The sequence below is a fragment of the Streptomyces sp. NPDC028368 genome (genome assembly GCF_055565615.1).
The window spans coordinates 293,650-313,022 of record NZ_JBVHTY010000002.1 but is presented as its reverse complement, the minus strand read 5'-3'; the positions used below and the strand labels follow the sequence as shown (position 1 = coordinate 313,022).

The following is a 19,373-nucleotide window of genomic DNA, read 5'->3' as shown; positions in this document are numbered from 1 at the left end:
TCGGCGACCGCGATCCGCAAGATGCCCGGACGGGCCGAGCCCGGCAGCCGGGTGAGCCGCAGCTCGAAATCGCCCCCTGCCCCGCCACCATCCACATCCGCGACCCCAAGGACGAGACGGGTCCGCAGCTCGCAATGCCGTAGCTGTTGTCGTGCGCCCGCCAGGGATTACGGAACAGCCCTTAGGCTGACCCTCCATCGCGCGAACACGCGCGCGAGGAACGGGGGGATGGTTGCCATGCAGCCGTTGCAGCCGGACGATCCGCAGAGCCTGGGGGACTACCGTCTCGTGGCCCGGCTCGGGGCGGGCGGGATGGGCCGCGTCTATCTGGCGCGCTCATCCGGCGGACGCACCGTTGCCGTCAAGGTGGTACGGCCCGAGCTCGCCGAAGACGCCGGCTTCCGGCGCCGCTTCGGGCACGAGGTGAGCATCGCCCGCGCGGTGTCCGGGCCGTACTCCGCCGCGGTCGTGGACGCCGACACGGAGGCCGCGCTCCCCTGGCTGGCCACCGCCTATGTGCTCGGCCCCGCCCTCGACGACCTGATCGACCGGCACGGACCGCTGCCCGAGAAGTCCGTGCGGGCTCTGGGTGCCGGCCTTGCGGCGGCGCTCAGCGGGATCCACGCCGCGGGGCTGGTGCACCGCGACCTCAAGCCGTCGAATGTGCTGCTGGCCGCCGACAGGCCGCGCGTCATCGATTTCGGCATCGCGCGCGCGGTCGACGGCGAGCGGCTGACGAGCACGGGAGTCGTGGTCGGCTCCCCGGGATTCATTCCTCCGGAACAGGCCACCGGACAGGTGGCCGGACCGCAGGGCGACGTGTTCTCGCTCGGGGTCGTGCTGGCGTACGCCGTGAGCGGCCGCCAGCCCTTCGGTACGGGGTCGGTCGCCGGCCTGCTGTACCAGGTGGTGCACAGCGAACCGGACTTGTCGGCCGTACCGGAAGGCTTGCGGCCGCTCGTCCAGCGGTGCCTGGCCAAGGAACCGGAGGCGCGGCCCACCCCCGAGCGGCTCGTCGCCGAACTCGCCCCCGACGGCGTACCGGCTGCGCTGGAGGACTGGCTGCCGGGGTCGGTCGCCTCGGCCATCGCCCAGCATGCCGCACGCATCCTGGACCTGGACACGCCGATCCGCGACGGTCACGCAGCGGCTGTCCGCACTCCCACGGCGCTCGACCAGGCAGGACAGACGGGGGGCTCCGCCAACGAGCCGACCCGTCCGGCGGCCGTGGAACGGGAGGAGCGCACCACGTCGCGTCGCAAGTTCCTCGCGCTGGGGGCCGGGACCGCGGTGATCGCCGCCGGCGGCGCAGCGGCCTGGGCGTGGCAGGGGCTCGGCGGCGAGCCGGCCCACCACAAGCGGCGCCAGGACAAGCAACACCAGGACGATCCGATCGACCCCGAGGACTTCACCACCCCGCCCGCCGGCACGAGCCCGAAGTCCCTGTGGGCGGCGCAGGCGAAGCATCTCAGCCTGAACTATCAGATCCGGCCGCTGGCGATCGGCGATCTGATGGTGGTCAGCGGTGACCCGCTCATCGCCCACGACGTGGCGACCGGGCGCCAGAAGTGGTCGGTGGCCGGTGTGACGACCCCCGGCGCTCCGCTGATTCACGCTGCTGGGCTGCTGTTCTTCGCCAGCGGCAAGTACGACGGCGACTTCGTCGGCCTCGACCCGGCGACGGGCAAGGAGGCGTGGCGCAGCAGGCTGGGCGGCAAGTACGACGACCCGCGCCTGATCGCGGCCGACGGACGGAGGGTCTTCGTCATCGCCAAGGTCGTCACCAGTGACCCGGGGAAGACTCCCACCGTGATCGCCGCGGTGGATATCAAGACCCGCCAGGTGCTGTGGAAGAAGCCACGCGGGAAGGGATCCGGTGAGTGGGACGTCGCGGCGACCACCGACGGCCGGCATGTCGTCTACACCGACGACCTCTACAACCTCACGGTCCGCGACGCCGGGAGCGGCGAGCAGCTGTGGACGAAACCGGTGGGTGAGGACACGGCGGCGCAGCCCACGGTGTACCGCGACAAGGTCATCATCGGTGGTGACACGATGCGCGCGTTCGATCTGAAGACGGGCGCTCCGCGCTGGTCACTGCCCAGCCATCACAGCAATCCGTTCCAGGCTCCGCTGTCGCTCGTGGGCACAACCGTTTACGCGTCGGTCTACAACGGCGGTGTGTGGGCGGTCGATGCGCCCACCGGTAAGAAGCTGTGGAAGTCGGACGACCTCGGCCAGCGGCCCGCCCCCGTCGAATTCGTGCAGGTCGGGGACACCGTCTACGGCGCAACCTACTTCGATACCGGCGGCATCTACGCCTTCGAAGCCCGTACGGGCAAGCTCCGCTGGGCGTACAACGACGGTGTCCACGACGACGGGCAATGGCATATCGCGGCGGCGGGGCGTCGGCTGCTTGTGGCGCACTCGGACCGGTTCTACGGGCTCCCCGCAGTCTGACGATGCCGAGGTGGGCGAGAAGCACGGTTCCGGCCAAGTCCTGGGCGGCGTCCGTCACGTACGCCGCCCGGAAAAGGCGTGAGCAAGGCTGATCGTGACCTGTTCAGCCGGCGACGGCTCCTGCCGTAGCGAGGAGCTCGGGGACGGTCCCGTGGAACTCCGGCAGCAGGCGCAGAGCCACGGCCCAGGCCTCGACGTTCGAGCCGAGGTGTTCCCGGGCCAGCTTCCGGGCCTCGGCACGGGCTTGGGTCCAGGCACTTTTGTCGAGCCGCACGTAGGGATTGGCGGGGTAGGCGGCAACGGTCGCGGCTGGATGGGCGCACTCCAGCAGGTCCTCGGGAGTAAGTGGCCCCCGCCTGAGGCCACACCGGACCCACCACGCATAGTCGGTCAGGCGCACATCGGCCAGGCAGGCCCGGAACAGGGCTCGAGGGCAGTCGCTCTCGTCCACGAGCGCGAGCAGGAGGTCCGTCGGGAGAGGATCCTTGGCGTGGGCCCGTATCAGCTCGTCCCAGGGGAACTCGGTGCCCTCGGAGACGACCCTGCGGATGCGTGCGGCGTATGCGGCGCTCTCATCGGCGTTGCGGACGTTGCGCAGGAATGCCACCACCCGGGCCGGGTCCTCCTCTGCGGCGAGCCGCTCGCGCAGGCCGTTCATGCCGCCGGGGGCGTCCAGGGCCTCGAGGACCGCCCGCTGGGCGCGGACGGGCCAGGAGCGCTTGTCCTGGTGGAAACGGGCCTGCGTCAGGAGCTCGCGGACGGCGTCCGGCCCCTGCCGCTCCCACAGCGCGATCACCAGGCGCAGCCGACCGGCGTCCGTGTACAGCCTGAGCCGGTCCAGTACGACCTCGAGCACCTTGGAGTCACCGGACGTGATACCTGCCGTGAGCCACTGGCGGTACCCGCTGAGGGGGAGGTTCCTGAGATACGAGAGCAGCCTGTCGTGCACGGGGACCGCTCCGCCACCCCGCCCTGTGCCCGCCAGAATCCGTATCCGCTCCTTCCGATCGAGTCGGTAATCCTCGAACAGCTGAGCGTTGATGAGCGGGTCATCGCGGTCGAGGAGCCCCTCGATCACGTCCTTGGCCAGGACAACGCGGGATACGTGGGCCGCCAGCTCCGAGCCGTGGACGGCGACGATCTCGGCGCAGACGCGCGGAGACGGCTTGCCGACGGCGAACAGGTGCTGGACGGCCCGCATGTCCAGATGCGGTATGAGTGCGAGCTGCGCCTCCTCCGGCGCGCAGCCGAAAAGCTCCAGAAAGACCCGGCGGGGACCCACGGGTTCGTGCTTCCCCGGATCACCGGGCCCCAGCGGATCGGGCCACGCGGTGACGCGCTGGGTCGAAGCACACACCCTGGCGATCAGTTCGGTGGCGGAGCCCTCGAAGCGGCGCAGGCGCTGGTAGAAGGTCAGCCATGCGGTGGGGTCGTCCCCGAGCGGAGCGATCAGCTCGGCGATGGCCTTACGGGTCGGCTCGTGGTCGTACTCCACAGCGGCCAGGACCTTGCGGGCGGGCGCCGCCTCGGCCAGGACGCGATCGAGGGGCAGCCACCCTGCGGAGACACCGCGGCGGATGAGGGCGCCGACGTCGAAGCGCCGATCGCGGGCCTCGGCACCGGACAGCACCTCCACCGGCAACCGCGCCGCGGACTGCGCCGCCCCCCGGGGGTTGCTTCGGAAAATCTCCAGGGCCACGTCCTCGGGGCAGTCGGGCCATCCGCTCAGGGCCATCAGCCCTATGGTGCGGAACGGCCTCCGCTCGTGCTCGCGCCGTACCAGATCCCATTCCAGGGGGACATGGACCGGCATGCGGCCCATGTCCCCGCTGTCTCGGCGCATCCGCAGCAGTACGGACACCGCCGCCAGGTCGGTCCACTCCCCCGGCGCGCGCCGGCTGCGGAGCGGCGCGGCCGGGTCGGGTGCGGTGGCGGCCTCATGCAGCAGCGCCAGGAGTCCGGGATGGGCGGGCCGCTCGAGGGTGTCGGCCAGGTCCGCGAGCGCCTGCGGGCCGCCGTGCGCGAGCAGGACATCGCAGGCGTCCAGCACCACCGGCAGCGGCAGGTCCGACACGAGCAGCCGCACGGCGTGCGCGACGACTTCCGGGAACGGGCCCTTCAGGGCGAGCGCGAGCATGCTCTTCCCCTCCGCCCCGAGCAGCATCTCGACGAGCCCGCCCGGCGCGTACCAACCGGGGTCGGCGGGGTCGGCGGCAGCGAGGACAGCGGCCTGGACACCAGGCTCCGCCCGCACATGCCCGGTCCGGTACAGGTCACGTCCGAACTCGGGGGCGCCGAGTTCGGCGAGCCGCAGCAGGGTCGCCGTATCGCACACGTCCGGATGGGAGTTGCCCACCAGGGTGGCGCACAGCTCCCGGTCGCCGGATGCGACAACGGCCTCCACCAGCTGGGACGGCAGCTCGTTGTCCTTGCTCAGCAACGAGAGGGTCTCGGCCCGGAATCGAGTGAGCAGCGGACCGATAAGGGACGGATCGGCCAGCCGAAAGGCCGTCTCGAGCGCTGTCTTCTCGTGGAAATTCATGTGCGGCGCCTCGGTTCAACGGGGTTACGTGACAGACATGTTGGCAGGGGGGTCTGACAATCCCGGTCGGCGCAGGGCGGAGGTCCTTCGGCGGTGGCGACGGCCGGGATTCAGCGTCCGCCTTCCTGCTAGTCGACGCTCATCTCCCCGGTGCCGGACGGGTTCGTGTCCACGCAGTCCCGGCAGGCGAGGAGTGATCGGAGACGTCTCAGTAGCGGATCGACACCGGCTATCACCCCGTTGACCTGGAACTTCTGGAACTTGCCGAGGCCGCCCGGAGGCGGGTCCGGTGGGTCCGGTGGGTCCGACGGGCCCGGCAACAGGCGAGGCGGTCGGTGGAAGTATCACCGGCCGCCTGTCGCGCCCGTCAGTGCGCCTCCGGAGCCCGAAAACCGCGCCGGCCGGCGAACTCAGTGCGGCACGCGGGCCGGACCCGTGGAACCCCGTACGACCAGCTCCGGCTGGAAGACGAACTCGGTGCGCTGGACGGGATTTCCCTGGATTTCCTCGATCAGCGCGCCCACCGCGGCGGTCGCCATCGCCTGCACCGGCTGGCGCACCGTGGTCAGCGGTGGGTCGGTGAAGGCGATGAGCTGCGAGTCGTCGAAGCCGACGACGGAGAGGTGGCCGGGGACGTCCAGGCCGCGTTGGCGGGCCGCGCGGACGACGCCGAGTGCCATCAGGTCGCTGCCGCAGACGACGCCCGTACAGCCGTCGTCCAGGAGGGCGGCGGCGGCCGCGTGGCCGCCCTCGACGCTGAACAGGGTGTGCCGGATGCGCCGTTCGGCCTGCCCCCTCGACAGGCCGAACGACTCCTCCAGCGCCGCCGCGAAACCCTCGGCCTTGCGGCGGGAGGGGACGTAGCGGGCGGGTCCTACGGCGAGGCCGATCCGTTCGTGGCCCAGCTCGGTCAGGTGGCGTACGGCCATCCGGGCCGCGGCGCCGTCGTCGGGTGAGACGAAGGGCGCGTCGATGCGGTCGTTGTAGCCGTTGATCAGGACGTACGGGACGCCTCGCGAGGTCAGGCGGGCGTAGCGGGACGGGTCGGCGGCGGTGTCGGCGTGCAGGCCGGAGAGGAAGACGATGCCGGTGACGCCGCGCTCCTCAAGCTGCTCGACGAGTTCGTCCTCCGTCGCACCGCCGGGCATCTGGGTGCACAGGACCGGGGTGTAGCCGTGGCCCGCCAGGGACTGCTCGATGATCTGGGCGAAGGCCGGGAAGATCGGGTTGGTGAGCTCGGGGATGACGAGGCCGACCAGGCCCGCACTGCGGCGCTTCAGCCGTACGGGGCGTTCGTAGCCGAGGACGTCGAGGGCGGCGAGCACGCGTTGCCGGGTGCCCGCCGCGACGCCTGCCTTGCCGTTCAGGACCCGGCTGGCGGTGGCCTCGCTGACCCGCGCCTGGGCCGCGATGTCGGCCAGGCGCGGGGTGGGGCGGGGTGTCGGCAGGGTCACTCCTCCCACCAGACCGTGGTGTCGGCTGCAACCACACAGTCACTCTCGGTGTTCAACAAGTGAGAAGAGGAGGGGAGAGAGGGGGAAAGGGATGAGAGGAGTACGCGGCCGGGTCGCTCGGGCAGCGTCACCGCCGCCTCGGTGGTGTTGACCGTGCAGATCAGGCCGCCCGGCCGCCGGAAGGCCAGTACACCCTCGGGTGCGTCCAGCCACTCGATCGCGTCGCCCGCGCCCAGGCCGGGGTGGGTGCGCCGCAGGTCGAGGGCGGTGCGGTAGAGCTCCAGGGTGGAGGCGGGATCGCCGGTCTGCGCCTGGACGGTGAGGGTGGCCCAGTCGGCGGGCTGGGGCAGCCATGGGGTGCCGTCGCCGAAGGCGTACGGGGGTTCCGTACCGCTCCACGGGAGGGGGACGCGGCAGCCGTCGCGAAGGCCGTCCTGGCCGTTGGCGCGGAAGAAGGAGGGGTCCTGGCGGGCGTCGTCGGGGAGGTCGGTGACTTCGGGGAGGCCGAGTTCCTCGCCTTGGTAGATGTAGGCGGAGCCGGGGAGGGCGAGCATGAGGAGGGCGGCGGCGCGGGCGCGGTCGAGGCTGCCGCCGAGGCGGGTGCGGTGGCGTACGACGTCGTGGTTGGACAGGACCCAGGTGGCGGGGGCGCCGACGGGGCGCATCGCCTCGAGAGACTCGTCGATGACCGCGCGGAGCGAGGCCGCGTCCCAACCCGTGTTCAGGTAATGGAAGTTGAAAGCCTGGTGCAGCTCGTCCGGGCGGACATAGAGGGCGGTGCGTCCGGCGGTGGGGGCCCAGGCCTCGGCGACGGCGATGCGGTCGCCGGCGTACTCCTCCAGGACCGTGCGCCAGGTGCGGTAGATGTCGTGCACACCGTCCTGGTCGAAGAAGGGAAGGACATGGTTGCCGAGGAGTTTGAGCTGTTCGCCGTGGCCCATGTCGGGCAGACCGGCCGCCTTGACGAGGCCGTGAGCCACGTCCACCCGGAAGCCGTCGACGCCCAGGTCCAGCCAGAAACGGAGGATGGAGCGGAACTCATCCTGGACGGCGGGGTGTTCCCAGTTGAAGTCGGGCTGTTCGGGGGCGAAGAGGTGGAGGTACCACTCGCCGTCCGGGAGGCGGGTCCAGGCGGGGCCGCCGAAGATGGACTCCCAGTCGTTGGGCGGCAGTTCGCCGCTCTGGCCGCGTCCCTTACGGAAGTGGAAACGCTCGCGCAGGACCGATCCCGGGCCCTCGGCCAGCCCGCGCCGGAACCATTCGTGCTGGTCGGAGCAGTGGTTGGGCACGATGTCGACGATGACGCGCAGGCCCAGGTCATGGGCGTCACCGATGACGGCCTCGGCATCGGGCAGGGTGCCGAACATCGGGTCGATGGCGCGGTAGTCGGCGACGTCGTAGCCGCCGTCGGCCTGCGGGGAGGCATAGAACGGGCTGAGCCAGACGGCGTCCACGCCCAGGTCCTTGAGGTACGGCAGACGGCTGCGGATGCCTGCCAGGTCCCCCATTCCGTCGCCGTTGCCGTCGGCGAAGCTGCGCGGATAGACCTGGTAGATCACCGCGTCGCGCCACCAGTCGGTGCGCTTGCTCGCGTGCTGCTGGGTCACTGTCATCCCTTGGTGGTGCCGGCGGTCAGACCGGAGACGAGGTGGCGCTGGGCGAAGGCGAAGACGAGCGCGGCCGGTACGGCAATGATCACGGCGGCGGCGGTCATAGAACCCCAGTCGTTGGTGTACTGGTTGACGAAGGTCTGCAGGCCCCCGGCGAGCGTCAGGTTCTCCTCGCCGGTCATGAAGGCGGAGGCGTAGGCGACCTCGGCCCAGGCGGTGACGAAGGTGTAGAAGCCGGTGACGGCCAGACCCGGCCTGGCCAGCGGGAGGACCAGGCGCCAGAAGGTGCCGAAGGGGTTGAGACCGTCGACCCGGCCGGATTCGTCGATCTCCACCGGGATGGTGTCGAAGAAGCCCTTCATCATCCAGGCGCAGAACGGCACGGCGATGGTCAGGTAGGTGAGGACCAGACCGGCGGGCTGGTTGAGCAGCCCCAGGGTCGCCATCAGGTTGTAGAGCGGCACGATCAGTACGGCCACCGGGAACATCTGGGTGATCAGCAGCAGCCACATCAGCGGACGCATACCGGGGAAGCGGAAGCGGCTGACGGCGTAGCCGGTGGTGGCGGCGATGAAAACGCCGAGGACGGTGGTCAGCCCGACGATGATCACCGAATTCCTGAACCAGGTCAGGAATTCCGTATCGGCGACCACATGGGTGTAGTTGGCGAGGGTGAAGTGGGTGATGAGGGAGGTGGAGAAGGCGTCGTTCCTGGGTTTGAACGACGTGACGAGCAGCCACAGGGGCGGGAAGACGGCGAGGACGGCCGCCACGGCGAGGACGGCATGCAGTCCCGCGGAAGCCAGCGGGTGCCGTTGGTTGCGCTTGCGCGTTACGGGCTTGCGGGTCACGGGCTTGCGGGTCACGGGCTTGCGGGTCACGGGCTTGCGGGTCACGGTCACCACACCTCTCCCTGCTTGCGCAGCGCCCGCCGGTAGACGACCGCGACGACCGAGAGCAGCACGAGGATCAGGACGCCCCAGGCCGCGGACCCGGAGAAGTTGCGGGGGCTGTCGACGAAGGAGAGCCGGTAGGCGTAGGTCACCAGGATTTCGGTGGCGTCGCCGGGGCCGCCCCTGGTGAGCAGGAAGATCACCGGGAACATGTTGAAGGTCCAGATGGTGGAGAGCAGGATCACCGTGCTGCTGACCGCGCGCAGGCCCGGGACGGTGATGTTCCGAAAGCGCTGCCAGGGCCCGGCGCCGTCCATTTCGGCGGCCTCGTACAGCTCGCCGGGTATGGACTGCAGGCCGCCGAGCAGCGTGACGAGCATGAACGGCACGCCCAGCCAGACATTGACGGCGATGACCGAGAGTTTCGCCCAGGTCGGGTCATTGAGCCACGGGACGGCGTCGATGCCCCCGCCGGCCAGCAGCTTGTTGAGGATGCCGTTCTGCTCGTTGTAGAGCATCCGCCAGGTGAAGACGGAGATGAAGGCGGGAATGGCCCAGGGCAGGATCAGCGCGAGGCGGTAGAAGGTGCGGCCGCGCAGCGTGCGGTTGAGCATATTGGCCAGGATGAGGCCGAGCAGGAAGGTGAGCGAGACGCAGGCCACGGTCCACAGGACGGTCCAGCCGAGGCGGTCCCAGAAGACGCCGTCGGAAAGCACCGCCTTGTAGTTGTCGAGGCCGACGAACTTGTAGGTGGCGGGGATGTGGTTGACGCCGATGTCGCGCTGGACGTTGGCCTCGTTGGCGTCGGTGAGCGAGAGATAGGTGCCGCGTACCAGCGGGAAGCCGATGATGACCCCGACGACGAGTACCACCGGGGCGACCATCGTCCATGCGTACCAGTGTGTGCCGAGCGCGCGGCGCGCCCGTACGCGCAGCCGTGGGCGTGGCCGTACAGCGAAGGTCACTTGTAGTCCTTGAGCAGCTTTCGGTAGGCGTCGCCGGTCGCCTTGGCGGCCTGCTCGGGCGTGGCGGTGCCGGTGAGCACCTTGTTCATCTGGACCTTGATCGGCTCGAAGAGGGAGTTGCCCTCGGCGATCCAGGGACGCTGTACCGCGCCGTCGACGGCGGGCCGGAAGAACTTCACCATCTCGTTCTTCTTGACGGCCGGAACCTCGTACACCGACTTGCGGGTGGGCAGCAGGCTGAGCTGGTCCGTGGTTTCCTGCTGCACCTTCGCGGAACTCATGTACTGCACGAAGGCGTAAGAGGCTTGCAGGTTCTTGCTGCCGGCGTATACGGAAAGGTTCCAGCCGCCTTGCGGGGAGCCCTGGGCGGCGCTGCCGCCGGGTACGGGGGCGACGCCGAGGTTCTCCTTGTCCTTGAAGGCCTGGCCGGCGCGGGCGCCTTCGATGTCCCAGGGGCCGTCGATCGCCATCGCGACCTTGCCGTCCTTGAGGGCCGTCAGCTGGTTCTCCTGGCCGTCGGTGGCATCAGTGACCGCCGCCTTGGAGTCGACCAGGTCCTTGATGGTCCTGAAGGCCTTGACGCCCGCGCCGTCGTCGATCTCCACGATCTTGGAGCGGGCATCGACCATGTTGCCGCCCTCTCCGTAGAGGTAGGGCAGGAACCAGTAGGGGTCGTCGCCGCGCAGGTAGAGGGCGGTGGCGCCGGTCTTGTTCTTGATCTTCTTGGCGGCGCCGGCCAGCTCGGCGAAGGTCTTGGGCACGCCCACGCCCGCGTCCTTGAGGAGCTTCTTGTTGTAGAAGAGGCCGAGGGTGTCGATGACCTGGGGCGCGGCGTAGGTCTTGCCCTTGAACTTGGTGGAGCCGACGGCCTGCGGGAGGTAGTCGTCGCTCTTGTTCAGTGCGGGGGTGCCGTCCAGCGGCGCGAGGTAGCCGAGGTTGGCGAAGTCGGCGACCCAGGCGACCTCGGTACGCATCACGTCGGGGGCGCCGGAGTTGCCGCCCGCGGCGTTCTTGAACTTGGCGTTGGCGTCACCGAACGGGACGTTCACATATTTGACGTGGACCTTCGGGTGTTCCTTCTGGAACCCTTCGGCAAGCTTGCGGTAGGTCGCCTTCTCGGCGTCGTTGGAGGTGTCCCAGAAGGTAACGGTTCCGGACAGTTCACCGCCGCTGCCGGTACTGCCGTTGTCGTCACCCCCGCCGCACCCGCTCGCCGCCAGTGCCAGGCCCGCTACCAGCGCGGTGGCGGTGATGCCACGTATGCCACGTCGCATGTGAACTCCTTAGGGAAGCGCCTCAGATGGCGGTCAGGAACGTAACAGCGCTGCAAAGAAACCGAAAGACCTTGCGGGAAATTACTGCAAGCCTGCTGGAAGAAATTGCAACGTTATGGCCGGAACAGCACCCTCGGGGCCCCCTCACCACCGTCACCCCACGCCCGCCCGTGCGTTGACTGCGTGAAGGCACCAAGGCCTCTTCATCTCGACAGGGACGGCAGATGACCCAGGAGCTCACTTCCCCCAGCCCCGCCCCCCAGGCCCCCGCACCACGCCGAGGTTCCGGATGGTGGCGGGACGCCGTCATCTACCAGGTCTATGTGCGCTCGTTCGCCGACAGCGACGGCGACGGAATCGGCGATCTGCGCGGTGTGTGCGGAAAGGTGCCGTATCTCAAGGCGCTGGGCGTGGACGCCGTCTGGCTCACGCCGTTCTACGCCTCACCGCAGGCCGACGGCGGATACGACGTCGCCGACTACCGCGCCGTCGACCCGCTCTTCGGCCGTCTCGACGACGCCCGGGACCTGATCAGCGCGGCCCATGACGCGGGCCTGCGGGTGATCGTCGACATCGTCCCCAACCACACCTCCGACCGCCACCCGTGGTTCCAGGACCCCGAACTCGCCCGACAGCGCTATGTGTTCCGCCCCGGCAAGGGCGAGCACGGCGAGCTTCCGCCCAACGACTGGGAGTCGGTCTTCGGCGGACCGGCCTGGACCCGTACCGGCCGGGGCGACTGGTACCTCCACCTCTTCGCCCCCGAACAGCCCGACCTCGACTGGGACAACCCCGACGTACACGCCGAATTCGAGGCCATCATGCGCTTCTGGCTGGACCTGGGCGTCGACGGCTTCCGGGTCGATGTCGCACACGGCATGGTCAAGGCGCCCGGCCTGCCGGACATCGGCCGCGGCGAGCAGGCCAAGCTCATCGGCAGCCAGGTGCTCCCCTTCTTCGACCAGGACGGCGTGCACGCCATCCACCGGTCCTGGCGCCGGCTGCTGGACGGATACGGCGACGCCTGCGGCAAGGAGGTGATCGGCGTCGCCGAGGCCTGGGCCCCCAGCGCCGAGCGGCTGGCGCTCTACGTCCGCCCGGATGAGCTGCACCAGGCTTTCAACTTCCATTACCTGAACACGGGTTGGGACGCGGCCTCGCTCCGCGCGGTCATCGACGAGTCCCTCGAGGCGATGCGCCCCGTCGGCGCTCCCGCCACCTGGGTCCTGTCCAACCACGACGTCGTACGCCACCGCACCCGCCTCGGCGGCAGCCTCGACCGCGCCCGCGCCGCCGCCCTCCTCATGCTCGCCCTCCCCGGCTCCGCCTACATCTACCAAGGCGAGGAACTCGGCCTCCCCGAAGTCACCGACCTCCCCGACGACGCCCGCCAGGACCCCTCCTTCTTCCGCGCCAACGGCCAGGACGGCTTCCGCGACGGCTGCCGCGTCCCCCTCCCCTGGTCCGGCGATCTGCCCCCGTACGGCTTCGGGTCCGGCGACAGCTGGCTGCCGCAGCCCGCCGACTGGCACCGGCTGACCGTCGAGACCCAGACCGGCGACCCGTCCGCCACCCTGGAGCTCTACCGCACCGCACTCGACCTGCGCCGCCGCCTGCCGGGCCTGGGCGACGGGGAGATGAGCTGGCAGCCGGCCCCCGAAGGGCTGCTCGCCTTCCGCCGCCCCGGTGTGCTGTGTACGGTCAACACCCTCGGCCGCGCGGCCGAAATCCCGCTGCCCGGACAGCCGCTGCTCTCCAGTGCCCCGGTGACCGTGGACGGCGCCTCGGCCGTGCTCCCCGGGGACAGCTGCACCTGGTGGGCAATCTGACATGCGCCCGGTACAGTCCCATCCCATGACCGCCCGGCTCTCCGATATCGCAGCACAGGCGGGTGTCAGCGAGGCCACCGTCAGCCGGGTTCTCAACGGAAAACCCGGTGTCTCCGCCACCACCCGCCAGTTGGTGCTGGCCGCCCTCGACGTGCTGGGCTACGAACGCCCGGTGCGGCTGCGGCAGCGCAGCGCGGGCCTGGTCGGGCTGATCACGCCCGAGCTCGAGAACCCCATCTTCCCCGCCTTCGCCCAGGTGATCGGGCAGGCGCTGACCCGCCAGGGCTACACACCGGTCCTCGCGACACAGACGCCGGGCGGCTCCACGGAGGACGAGCTGACCGAGATGCTGGTGGACCGCGGCGTCGCCGGCATCATCTTCGTCTCCGGGCTGCACGCCGACACCTCCGCCGATATGCAGCGCTATGCGCAGCTGCGCGGCCGGGGCGTGCCGTTCGTCCTGATCAACGGCTTCTCCGACAAGGTGCAGGCGCCGTTCATCTCCCCCGACGACCGGGCCGCCGTGGACCTGGCGGTGACCCACCTCAGCGCGCTCGGCCACCAGCGGATCGGGCTGGCGCTCGGGCCCGAGCGGTTCGTGCCCGTACAGCGCAAGATCGAGGGGTTCGTGCGCAGCATGCAGGACCGGCTGAACCTCGGTCCGGCCGAGGTGGGGCCGTTCATCCAGCACTCCCTCTACACACTGGAGGGCGGTCAGGCCGCGGCCGGCGCGCTGATCGACCGCGGGGCCACGGCCATCGTCTGCGCCAGCGACATGATGGCGCTCGGCGCGATCCGCGCGGCGCGGCAGCGGCGCCTGGACGTACCGGGCGAGGTGTCCGTCGTCGGCTTCGACGACTCCCCGCTGATCGCCTTCACCGATCCCCCGCTGACCACGATCCGGCAGCCGGTTACGGCGATGGGGCAGGCGGCGGTCCGGGCGCTGCTGGAGGAGATCGGCGGCACCCCCGCCCCGCACAGTGAGTTCGTCTTCCATCCCGAGCTGGTGGTCCGCGGTTCCACCGCTTCGGCCCCGAAGACGGCGCGGATCCCCCGGCCTGTCCGTACACCCTGAGACGGGTACCGGGGATTCGCCGGAAATTCCCTAAGGATTGCGGGGGTCGGTTGTCCCTCCGGAGAGGGATACAGATCTTCGAATACCCGACCGAAGGATGATCGGCGACACGCCCGTTTCTGGCAGACTGTCTGCCTATGGGTGATGCGAATGTGAGGACTTTGGACGGTCGGCCAACCACCCCGCCACCCCACGGGGGAAGCGCGGACCGCCCGTCGGGCGGCCGCCGATGGGGCCGGCTGCGCACACCTCGCGCACCTCGCCTCTGGTTCGAGATCCTGCTGATCGCGGTCAGCTACTGGACGTACTCGCTCATTCGCAATGCCGTACCCGAACAGAAGGCGAAGGCGCTCAAGAACGCCGGCTGGATCTGGCAGGCGGAGCACTCCCTGGGAATCGCCGTGGAGCACACCGTCAATCACGCGGTGAACTCCGTGACGTGGCTGATCGTCTCGATGAACTACTACTACGCGACCCTGCACTTCATCGTGACGATCGGCGTGCTGATCTGGCTCTACCACTGGCATCCGGGCCGCTATGCCGCGGCCCGGATGGCGCTCTTCGCGACCACCGGCGTGGCCCTGCTGGGCTACTACTTCTACCCGTTGGCGCCGCCGCGGCTGATGTCCGGCGGCGGCTTTGTCGACACCGTGGTCCAGCACGACACCTGGGGCTCGATGGCGTCCGGCAATCTCGCGTCGATGTCCAACCAGTACGCCGCGATGCCGTCGATGCACATCGGGTGGTCGCTGTGGTGCGGCCTGACCATCGCCATGCTGGCCAAGCCGCTGTGGGCCCGGATCCTGGGCCTGCTCTACCCCACCGTGACGCTGCTGGTCATCGTCTCCACCGCCAACCACTTCTGGCTGGACGCGGTCGGCGGGATCCTCTGCCTGACCTTCGGTTTCACGGTGGCGCTGGGCTGGTACGGCAGGCTGCCGCACCGGCTGGCACGGTATGTGGCGGCCCCGGATGTGAATCTGCTCCAGGCGGGCTGAGGAGCTTCCGGGCGGGCCGGTGCGACGGACCGCCCAGCGCCTCACCCGCCAGGCACGGCATCACCCGAACGGCCCAGCGCCGGCCGCATACGTATCCGCCGTCAGCCCACCCCGCGATGGGTGATCTGCCCGCCTGTCATCGTCAGCCGTACGGGCGCGGAGCCGAGCTCGTCGGCCGGGGCGGTCACCGGGTCCACGGCGAGCGCCGTGAGGTCGGCGCGGAAGCCGGGGGCGATGCGGCCCGCCTCCGACTCCTCGCCCACCGCGAGGGCGGCGTGTGAGGTGCAGCCCTCCAGGGCCATCAGACCGGTCAGGGCCTGTTCGGGCGTGACGGGCGTGATGTCGCACTCGCCCGCGGGGCGGCGCAGCCGGGCGGTGGCCAGGACCTGGCGGGGGTCGTGGTGGGCGATCGGCCAGTCGGAGCCGAGGACCAGGACCGCGCCGGCATCGCGCAGATCGCGGCAGCGCCAGGCGCGGGCGGCGCGTTCCTCGCCGACCCGCCGGGACCAGGCGTCGGTGTGGTCGGCGCGGGTGTAGGCGGTGTGGGTGGGCTGCATGGAGGCGGCGACGCCGAGGCGGGCGAAGCGGGCGAGCTGTTCGTCGGGCACGGTCTCGATGTGCTCGATGCGGTGGCGGTAGCGGGCGCCGATCCGGTCGTCGCCGAGGAGTTCGACGGTGTCCAGGACGTGTCGTACGGCGGCGTCGCCGATGGCGTGGGTGGCGGTACGCACGCCGGCCCGCGCGAGGTGGTGCACGGCGTGGGTGTAGGCCGCCGGGTCCGGCCAGAAGGCGTCGGTGCCCTGGCCGTGGCAGTCGGCGTGCTCGAGCCAGGCCGTACCGCCCTCGACGGTGCCGTCCATGAAGAACTTCACGCCGCCGACCCGCCAGCGGCGGCCGGCCAGGCGCTGCAACTCGACGAGGTGGTCGAGGCCTTCGGTGCCGATGCCGGGCATGCACCAGGGGGCGAGGCGGAGGCGGACGGGGAGTTCGCCGCCCGCCTCGATGCCGGACAGCAGCTCGGGGACGTCGTCGTTCTCCATGTCCATGACGTGGGCGCCGGTGAGGCCGTTCGCGGCCATTGCGTCCAGGAGGCCGAGGAGCCGGGTGCGGCGGTCGGCGGAGGTAGGACGTGGGACGTGGGATGACACCAGGTTCATCGCGGCGTGTTCGACGAGGTGGCCGGTGGGGCGCCCGTCCGGGTCGCAGACGACGCTGGCGCGCTGGGCGAACTCGCGCGGTCCTGTGATGCCCGCCGTCTGCAGGGCGCGGCCGCTGACCAGCGCCGAGTGACCGTCGTAGAGGCGGATGAAGGCGGGGACGCCGCCGAGCGCGTCCTCGATCAGGTCGCGGTGGACGGGGGCGCCGGCGAAAACGTTGTGGTCCAGGCCCCAGGCGGTGAGCCAGGACCCGAGGCGCAGGGCGCGGGCGGCCGTGGCCAGCGCGGTGCGCAGGCCCTCGAGGTCGCGGCAGTCGGAGAGGTCCACTCCGGTGGCCATTTCGACGCCCCAGACCGGATGGCTGTGGCCGTCGACCAGGCCGGGGGTGAGCGTGGCCCCGGCCAGGTCGATGATCTCGGTCGCCGCGCCGCGCCAGTCCCTTACGTCCCGCTCCTCGCCGACCGCGAGGATCCGCCCGTCCTTGACGGCGACGGCCTCGGCCGTGGGGTGTGCGGGGTCGAGGGTGCGTACCCGGGCGCCGGTGAGGATGGTGTCGGCGGTGGTGCGGGACGCGGGGGCGGAGGACATGTCGGCTCCTTGGGTGGTGCGGAGTGGGGTGGGGGCGGTGCGGCCGCGGCCGGGTGAGGCGGGTCAGCGGGCCTCTGCGCTGCGTTGACGGTGCCTTTCGGCGGGTTCGGGGGCCGCGTCGCCGCGTTCACGGGCCGCGTCGCCGGGTTCGCCGATTTCGCCGGGTTCATCGGGTCCGTCGGCCTCGTCCTCCTCCGCCTCCTCCGCCGCCGGCTCCGCCGCGAAGCCCGCGTAGACCTCCGGGCGGCTGCGGCGTACCCGCCAGGCGAGCAGCAGGCCCAGGGCGAAGGCGAGCGGGACGGTGAGGACCAGGGCGGCGTTGGTGGCGAAGGGGGCGCCCGTCATCAGGTCGATCTTGGCGATGACCAGCCAGAGGGCGCCGATCATGAGCACGGTGGCGGCGATGGGGGTGACGACCGTGCGCATCGCCCCTTCCTGGTGGGTGAAGCGGCGGAAGTAGCAGGGCACGGCGGCCGCGGTGATCGCCTGGAGGGCCAGCAGGCCCAGCATCCCCGGGGTGTTCATCCACAGGAGGAGCTGCTGGTACGGGTCCATGCCGGCGACCGCGAAGCCGATGACGACGGCGGCCGCGAGGACGCTCTGGGCGGCTCCGGCCAGGTACGGGGAGCGGTGGCGCGGGTGGACCCTGCCGAGCGGACCGGGCAGTACGCCTTCCTGGGCCATGGCCAGGCCGTAGCGGTTGATCGCGTTGTGGAAGGCCAGTTGGGAGGCGAGGATGCTGGTGATGATGAAGAGGTGCATCAGGTCGGCGGCCCAGGTGCCGACGTACTTCGTGGTGGCGGTGAAGAACAGGCCCGCCGGATCGTGCAGGGCGGCCGCGACGATCTTGTCGCTGCCGAAGGCCTGGATGATGATCCAGATGGTGAAGGCGTAGAAGAGGCCGAGGAAGGCGACCGCGATGTAGGTGGCGCGCGGGATGGTGCGGGCCGGGTTGCGGGCCTCGCGGCGGTAGATGGCGGTGGATTCGAAGCCGGTGAAGGCGGCGAAGGCGAAGGCGAGGACCACGCCGGTGCCGGGCACCAGGACGTTGCCGGCGGTGAAGGAGTCCACCGCGAGGCCGTGTGCCCCGCCGTGCAGCAGCACTCCCGAGGCGAGCAGGACGAGGATGCCGGTCTCGGCGACGAGCAGGACGCCCAGCACCTTGGCGCCGAAGTCGATGCTGCGGTAGCCGAGGTACCAGATGACCAGGACGCCCGCGACGGCGATCGGCGGCCAGGGGGCGTGGAGGCCCCAGAACGCCTCGAGGGCGTCCTGGGTGGCGGTGGCGAGCAGTCCGTAGACGCCGATCTGCATGCCGTTGTACGCGAGCAGGGCCACCGTGGCGGCACCGAAGCCGGCCGGGCGGCCGAGGCCGCGGGTGATGAAGGCGTAGAAGCCGCCGCCGTTGCGGACATGGCGCGCCATGGTGGTGAAGCCGACGGCGAAGAGGGCGAGGGTGGCGCCGGCCAGGACATAGCCGACGGGGGCTCCGATGCCGCCGGCACCGATGGCGAGCGGGGAGGTGCCCGCCATGACGGTGAGCGGCGCGGCGGCGGAGATGACGAAGAAGGCGATGTCGGCGACGCCGAGTGTGCCCCGGCGGAGCGAGGAGGCACCGTCGGCGGCGGGTGGTGCTGCGGTCTGCTGCGATGTCCCGTCACGGGACTCGGACTCTACGGCCATGGCTCGGCGCCCTTCTGCGGGGACGGAGAGGGGAAGAGTGGCGGCGGTTGGGCCCGTACGGGGATGGTGACGGCAGCTTGACCGCTCAGAAAAAACCTAAAGCCTTTCGGTTTGTGGAAGGTACCCCCCGCCGTACGATTCGGGAAGACCCTGCGGCGGGGTCGGCCGGGAGGGGGCACCATGGGGCGGCCGCGCAAGGCCCTGCTGGACAAGGAACGCATCGGGGCGACCGCGCTCGAACTCGTCGACGAGAAGGGCGACTTCAGCGTCCCGGAGGTGGCCCGCAGACTCGGTGTGCAGACCGCCTCGGTGTATCACCATGTGGACGGCCGGGCGGGGGTCGTCGAACTGCTGCGGGAACGGATCACCGACGCGATCGACCCGGGCACCTTGGGTGCCGCCCGCTGGGACCTCGCGCTGGAGGCCTGGGCGCGCTCCTACCGCGCCGCGTTCGCCGCCCACCCGCACGCGATCCCCATGCTGATGACGTCACCGGTCCGCGCCCCGAAGGTGCTCGCCCAGTACGAGCAGGTGGCCGGGCTGCTGCTGGACGCGGGCTTCGCCCCGGCCGCCGTGATGCCCGTCATCTCCGGGCTGGACAACATCGTGCTGGGCTCGGCGCTGGACATGTCGGCGCCGGAGCCCATGTGGGAGGTGTCCGAGGACGTCAGCGCGCCGCGGCTGTCCGCGGCACAGGCAGCGGCCGGCCCGGCCCGCGCCGACGAGGCCTTCGATCTGACGCTGGCCGGGTTCCTCGCGCACTGCCGGGGGCTGCTGGCGGGCTCGCTCCCCCAGGGGGCGGGCGAACAGATCCCTTAGGGGTTGCACACGCCCCCTGCGGAGCC

General features: G+C 70.6%; 13 protein-coding genes. 5 read left to right on the top strand and 8 right to left on the bottom strand.

Translation table 11 applies throughout. The features are described 5' to 3' along the window. Window positions 1-228 precede the first annotated feature (228 nt). Window positions 229-2,460: a protein kinase domain-containing protein gene (locus ACZ4S3_RS04925; RefSeq protein ID WP_467925742.1), complete on the top strand. Its 2,232-nt coding sequence runs from the start codon at window positions 229-231 to the stop codon at window positions 2,458-2,460. Window positions 2,461-2,563: 103 nt separating this feature from the next. Here the strand turns inward: ACZ4S3_RS04925 and ACZ4S3_RS04920 are convergent, their stop codons facing one another. The 6 genes from ACZ4S3_RS04920 to ACZ4S3_RS04895 all read right to left on the bottom strand — a co-directional run bounded on the left by ACZ4S3_RS04920 (window position 2,564) and on the right by ACZ4S3_RS04895 (window position 11,198). After that, complete coding sequence (locus tag ACZ4S3_RS04920; protein ID WP_467925737.1) at window positions 2,564-5,002, bottom strand: hypothetical protein; 2,439 nt, start codon at window positions 5,000-5,002, stop codon at window positions 2,564-2,566. Window positions 5,003-5,412: 410 nt separating this feature from the next. Continuing rightward, entirely contained in the window at window positions 5,413-6,456 is a 1,044-nt protein-coding gene (locus tag ACZ4S3_RS04915; protein WP_467925734.1) for a LacI family DNA-binding transcriptional regulator, read from the bottom strand. Beyond that, window positions 6,453-8,069: a glycoside hydrolase family 13 protein gene (locus ACZ4S3_RS04910; protein WP_467925730.1), complete on the bottom strand. Its 1,617-nt coding sequence runs from the start codon at window positions 8,067-8,069 to the stop codon at window positions 6,453-6,455. Before ACZ4S3_RS04910 ends, ACZ4S3_RS04915 begins: the two co-directional genes overlap by 4 nt. Next, window positions 8,066-8,917 (bottom strand): sugar ABC transporter permease, encoded by an 852-nt coding sequence (locus ACZ4S3_RS04905; RefSeq protein WP_467927307.1) that lies wholly within the window; start codon window positions 8,915-8,917, stop codon window positions 8,066-8,068. Before ACZ4S3_RS04905 ends, ACZ4S3_RS04910 begins: the two co-directional genes overlap by 4 nt. 47 nt (window positions 8,918-8,964) lie before the next feature. Then, a complete protein-coding gene (locus ACZ4S3_RS04900) occupies window positions 8,965-9,843 on the bottom strand; it encodes a carbohydrate ABC transporter permease (protein ID WP_467927303.1) in 879 nt (292 codons plus the stop codon). 77 nt (window positions 9,844-9,920) lie between these two features. Continuing rightward, entirely contained in the window at window positions 9,921-11,198 is a 1,278-nt protein-coding gene (locus ACZ4S3_RS04895) for an extracellular solute-binding protein (RefSeq protein ID WP_467925728.1), read from the bottom strand. A 224-nt stretch (window positions 11,199-11,422) separates the two neighbouring features. Between ACZ4S3_RS04895 and ACZ4S3_RS04890 the strand changes: the two genes are divergently transcribed. The 3 genes from ACZ4S3_RS04890 (at window position 11,423) to ACZ4S3_RS04880 (ending at window position 15,100) form a co-directional block, all read left to right on the top strand. Further along, the gene (locus ACZ4S3_RS04890) at window positions 11,423-13,027 is read left to right on the top strand and encodes a glycoside hydrolase family 13 protein (RefSeq protein ID WP_467925726.1); all 1,605 of its coding nucleotides are present in this window, start codon (window positions 11,423-11,425) and stop codon (window positions 13,025-13,027) included. A gap of 25 nt (window positions 13,028-13,052) precedes the next feature. Next, entirely contained in the window at window positions 13,053-14,102 is a 1,050-nt protein-coding gene (locus tag ACZ4S3_RS04885; RefSeq protein WP_467925723.1) for a LacI family DNA-binding transcriptional regulator, read from the top strand. A 137-nt stretch (window positions 14,103-14,239) separates the two neighbouring features. Further along, window positions 14,240-15,100 (top strand): phosphatase PAP2 family protein, encoded by an 861-nt coding sequence (locus tag ACZ4S3_RS04880; RefSeq protein ID WP_467925721.1) that lies wholly within the window; start codon window positions 14,240-14,242, stop codon window positions 15,098-15,100. 101 nt (window positions 15,101-15,201) lie between these two features. Here ACZ4S3_RS04880 and ACZ4S3_RS04875 read toward each other — a convergent pair whose 3' ends face one another. Together ACZ4S3_RS04875 and ACZ4S3_RS04870 are read right to left on the bottom strand one after the other, a co-directional pair. Beyond that, complete coding sequence (locus ACZ4S3_RS04875) at window positions 15,202-16,845, bottom strand: amidohydrolase (protein WP_467925719.1); 1,644 nt, start codon at window positions 16,843-16,845, stop codon at window positions 15,202-15,204. Window positions 16,846-16,908: 63 nt separating this feature from the next. Next, a complete protein-coding gene (locus tag ACZ4S3_RS04870) occupies window positions 16,909-18,528 on the bottom strand; it encodes an APC family permease (protein ID WP_467925716.1) in 1,620 nt (539 codons plus the stop codon). A 180-nt stretch (window positions 18,529-18,708) separates the two neighbouring features. On the opposite strand from ACZ4S3_RS04870, the gene ACZ4S3_RS04865 reads away from it, so the two are divergent. After that, the gene (locus ACZ4S3_RS04865) at window positions 18,709-19,347 is read left to right on the top strand and encodes a TetR/AcrR family transcriptional regulator (RefSeq protein ID WP_467925714.1); all 639 of its coding nucleotides are present in this window, start codon (window positions 18,709-18,711) and stop codon (window positions 19,345-19,347) included. The last annotated feature ends 26 nt before the right edge of the window (window positions 19,348-19,373 follow it).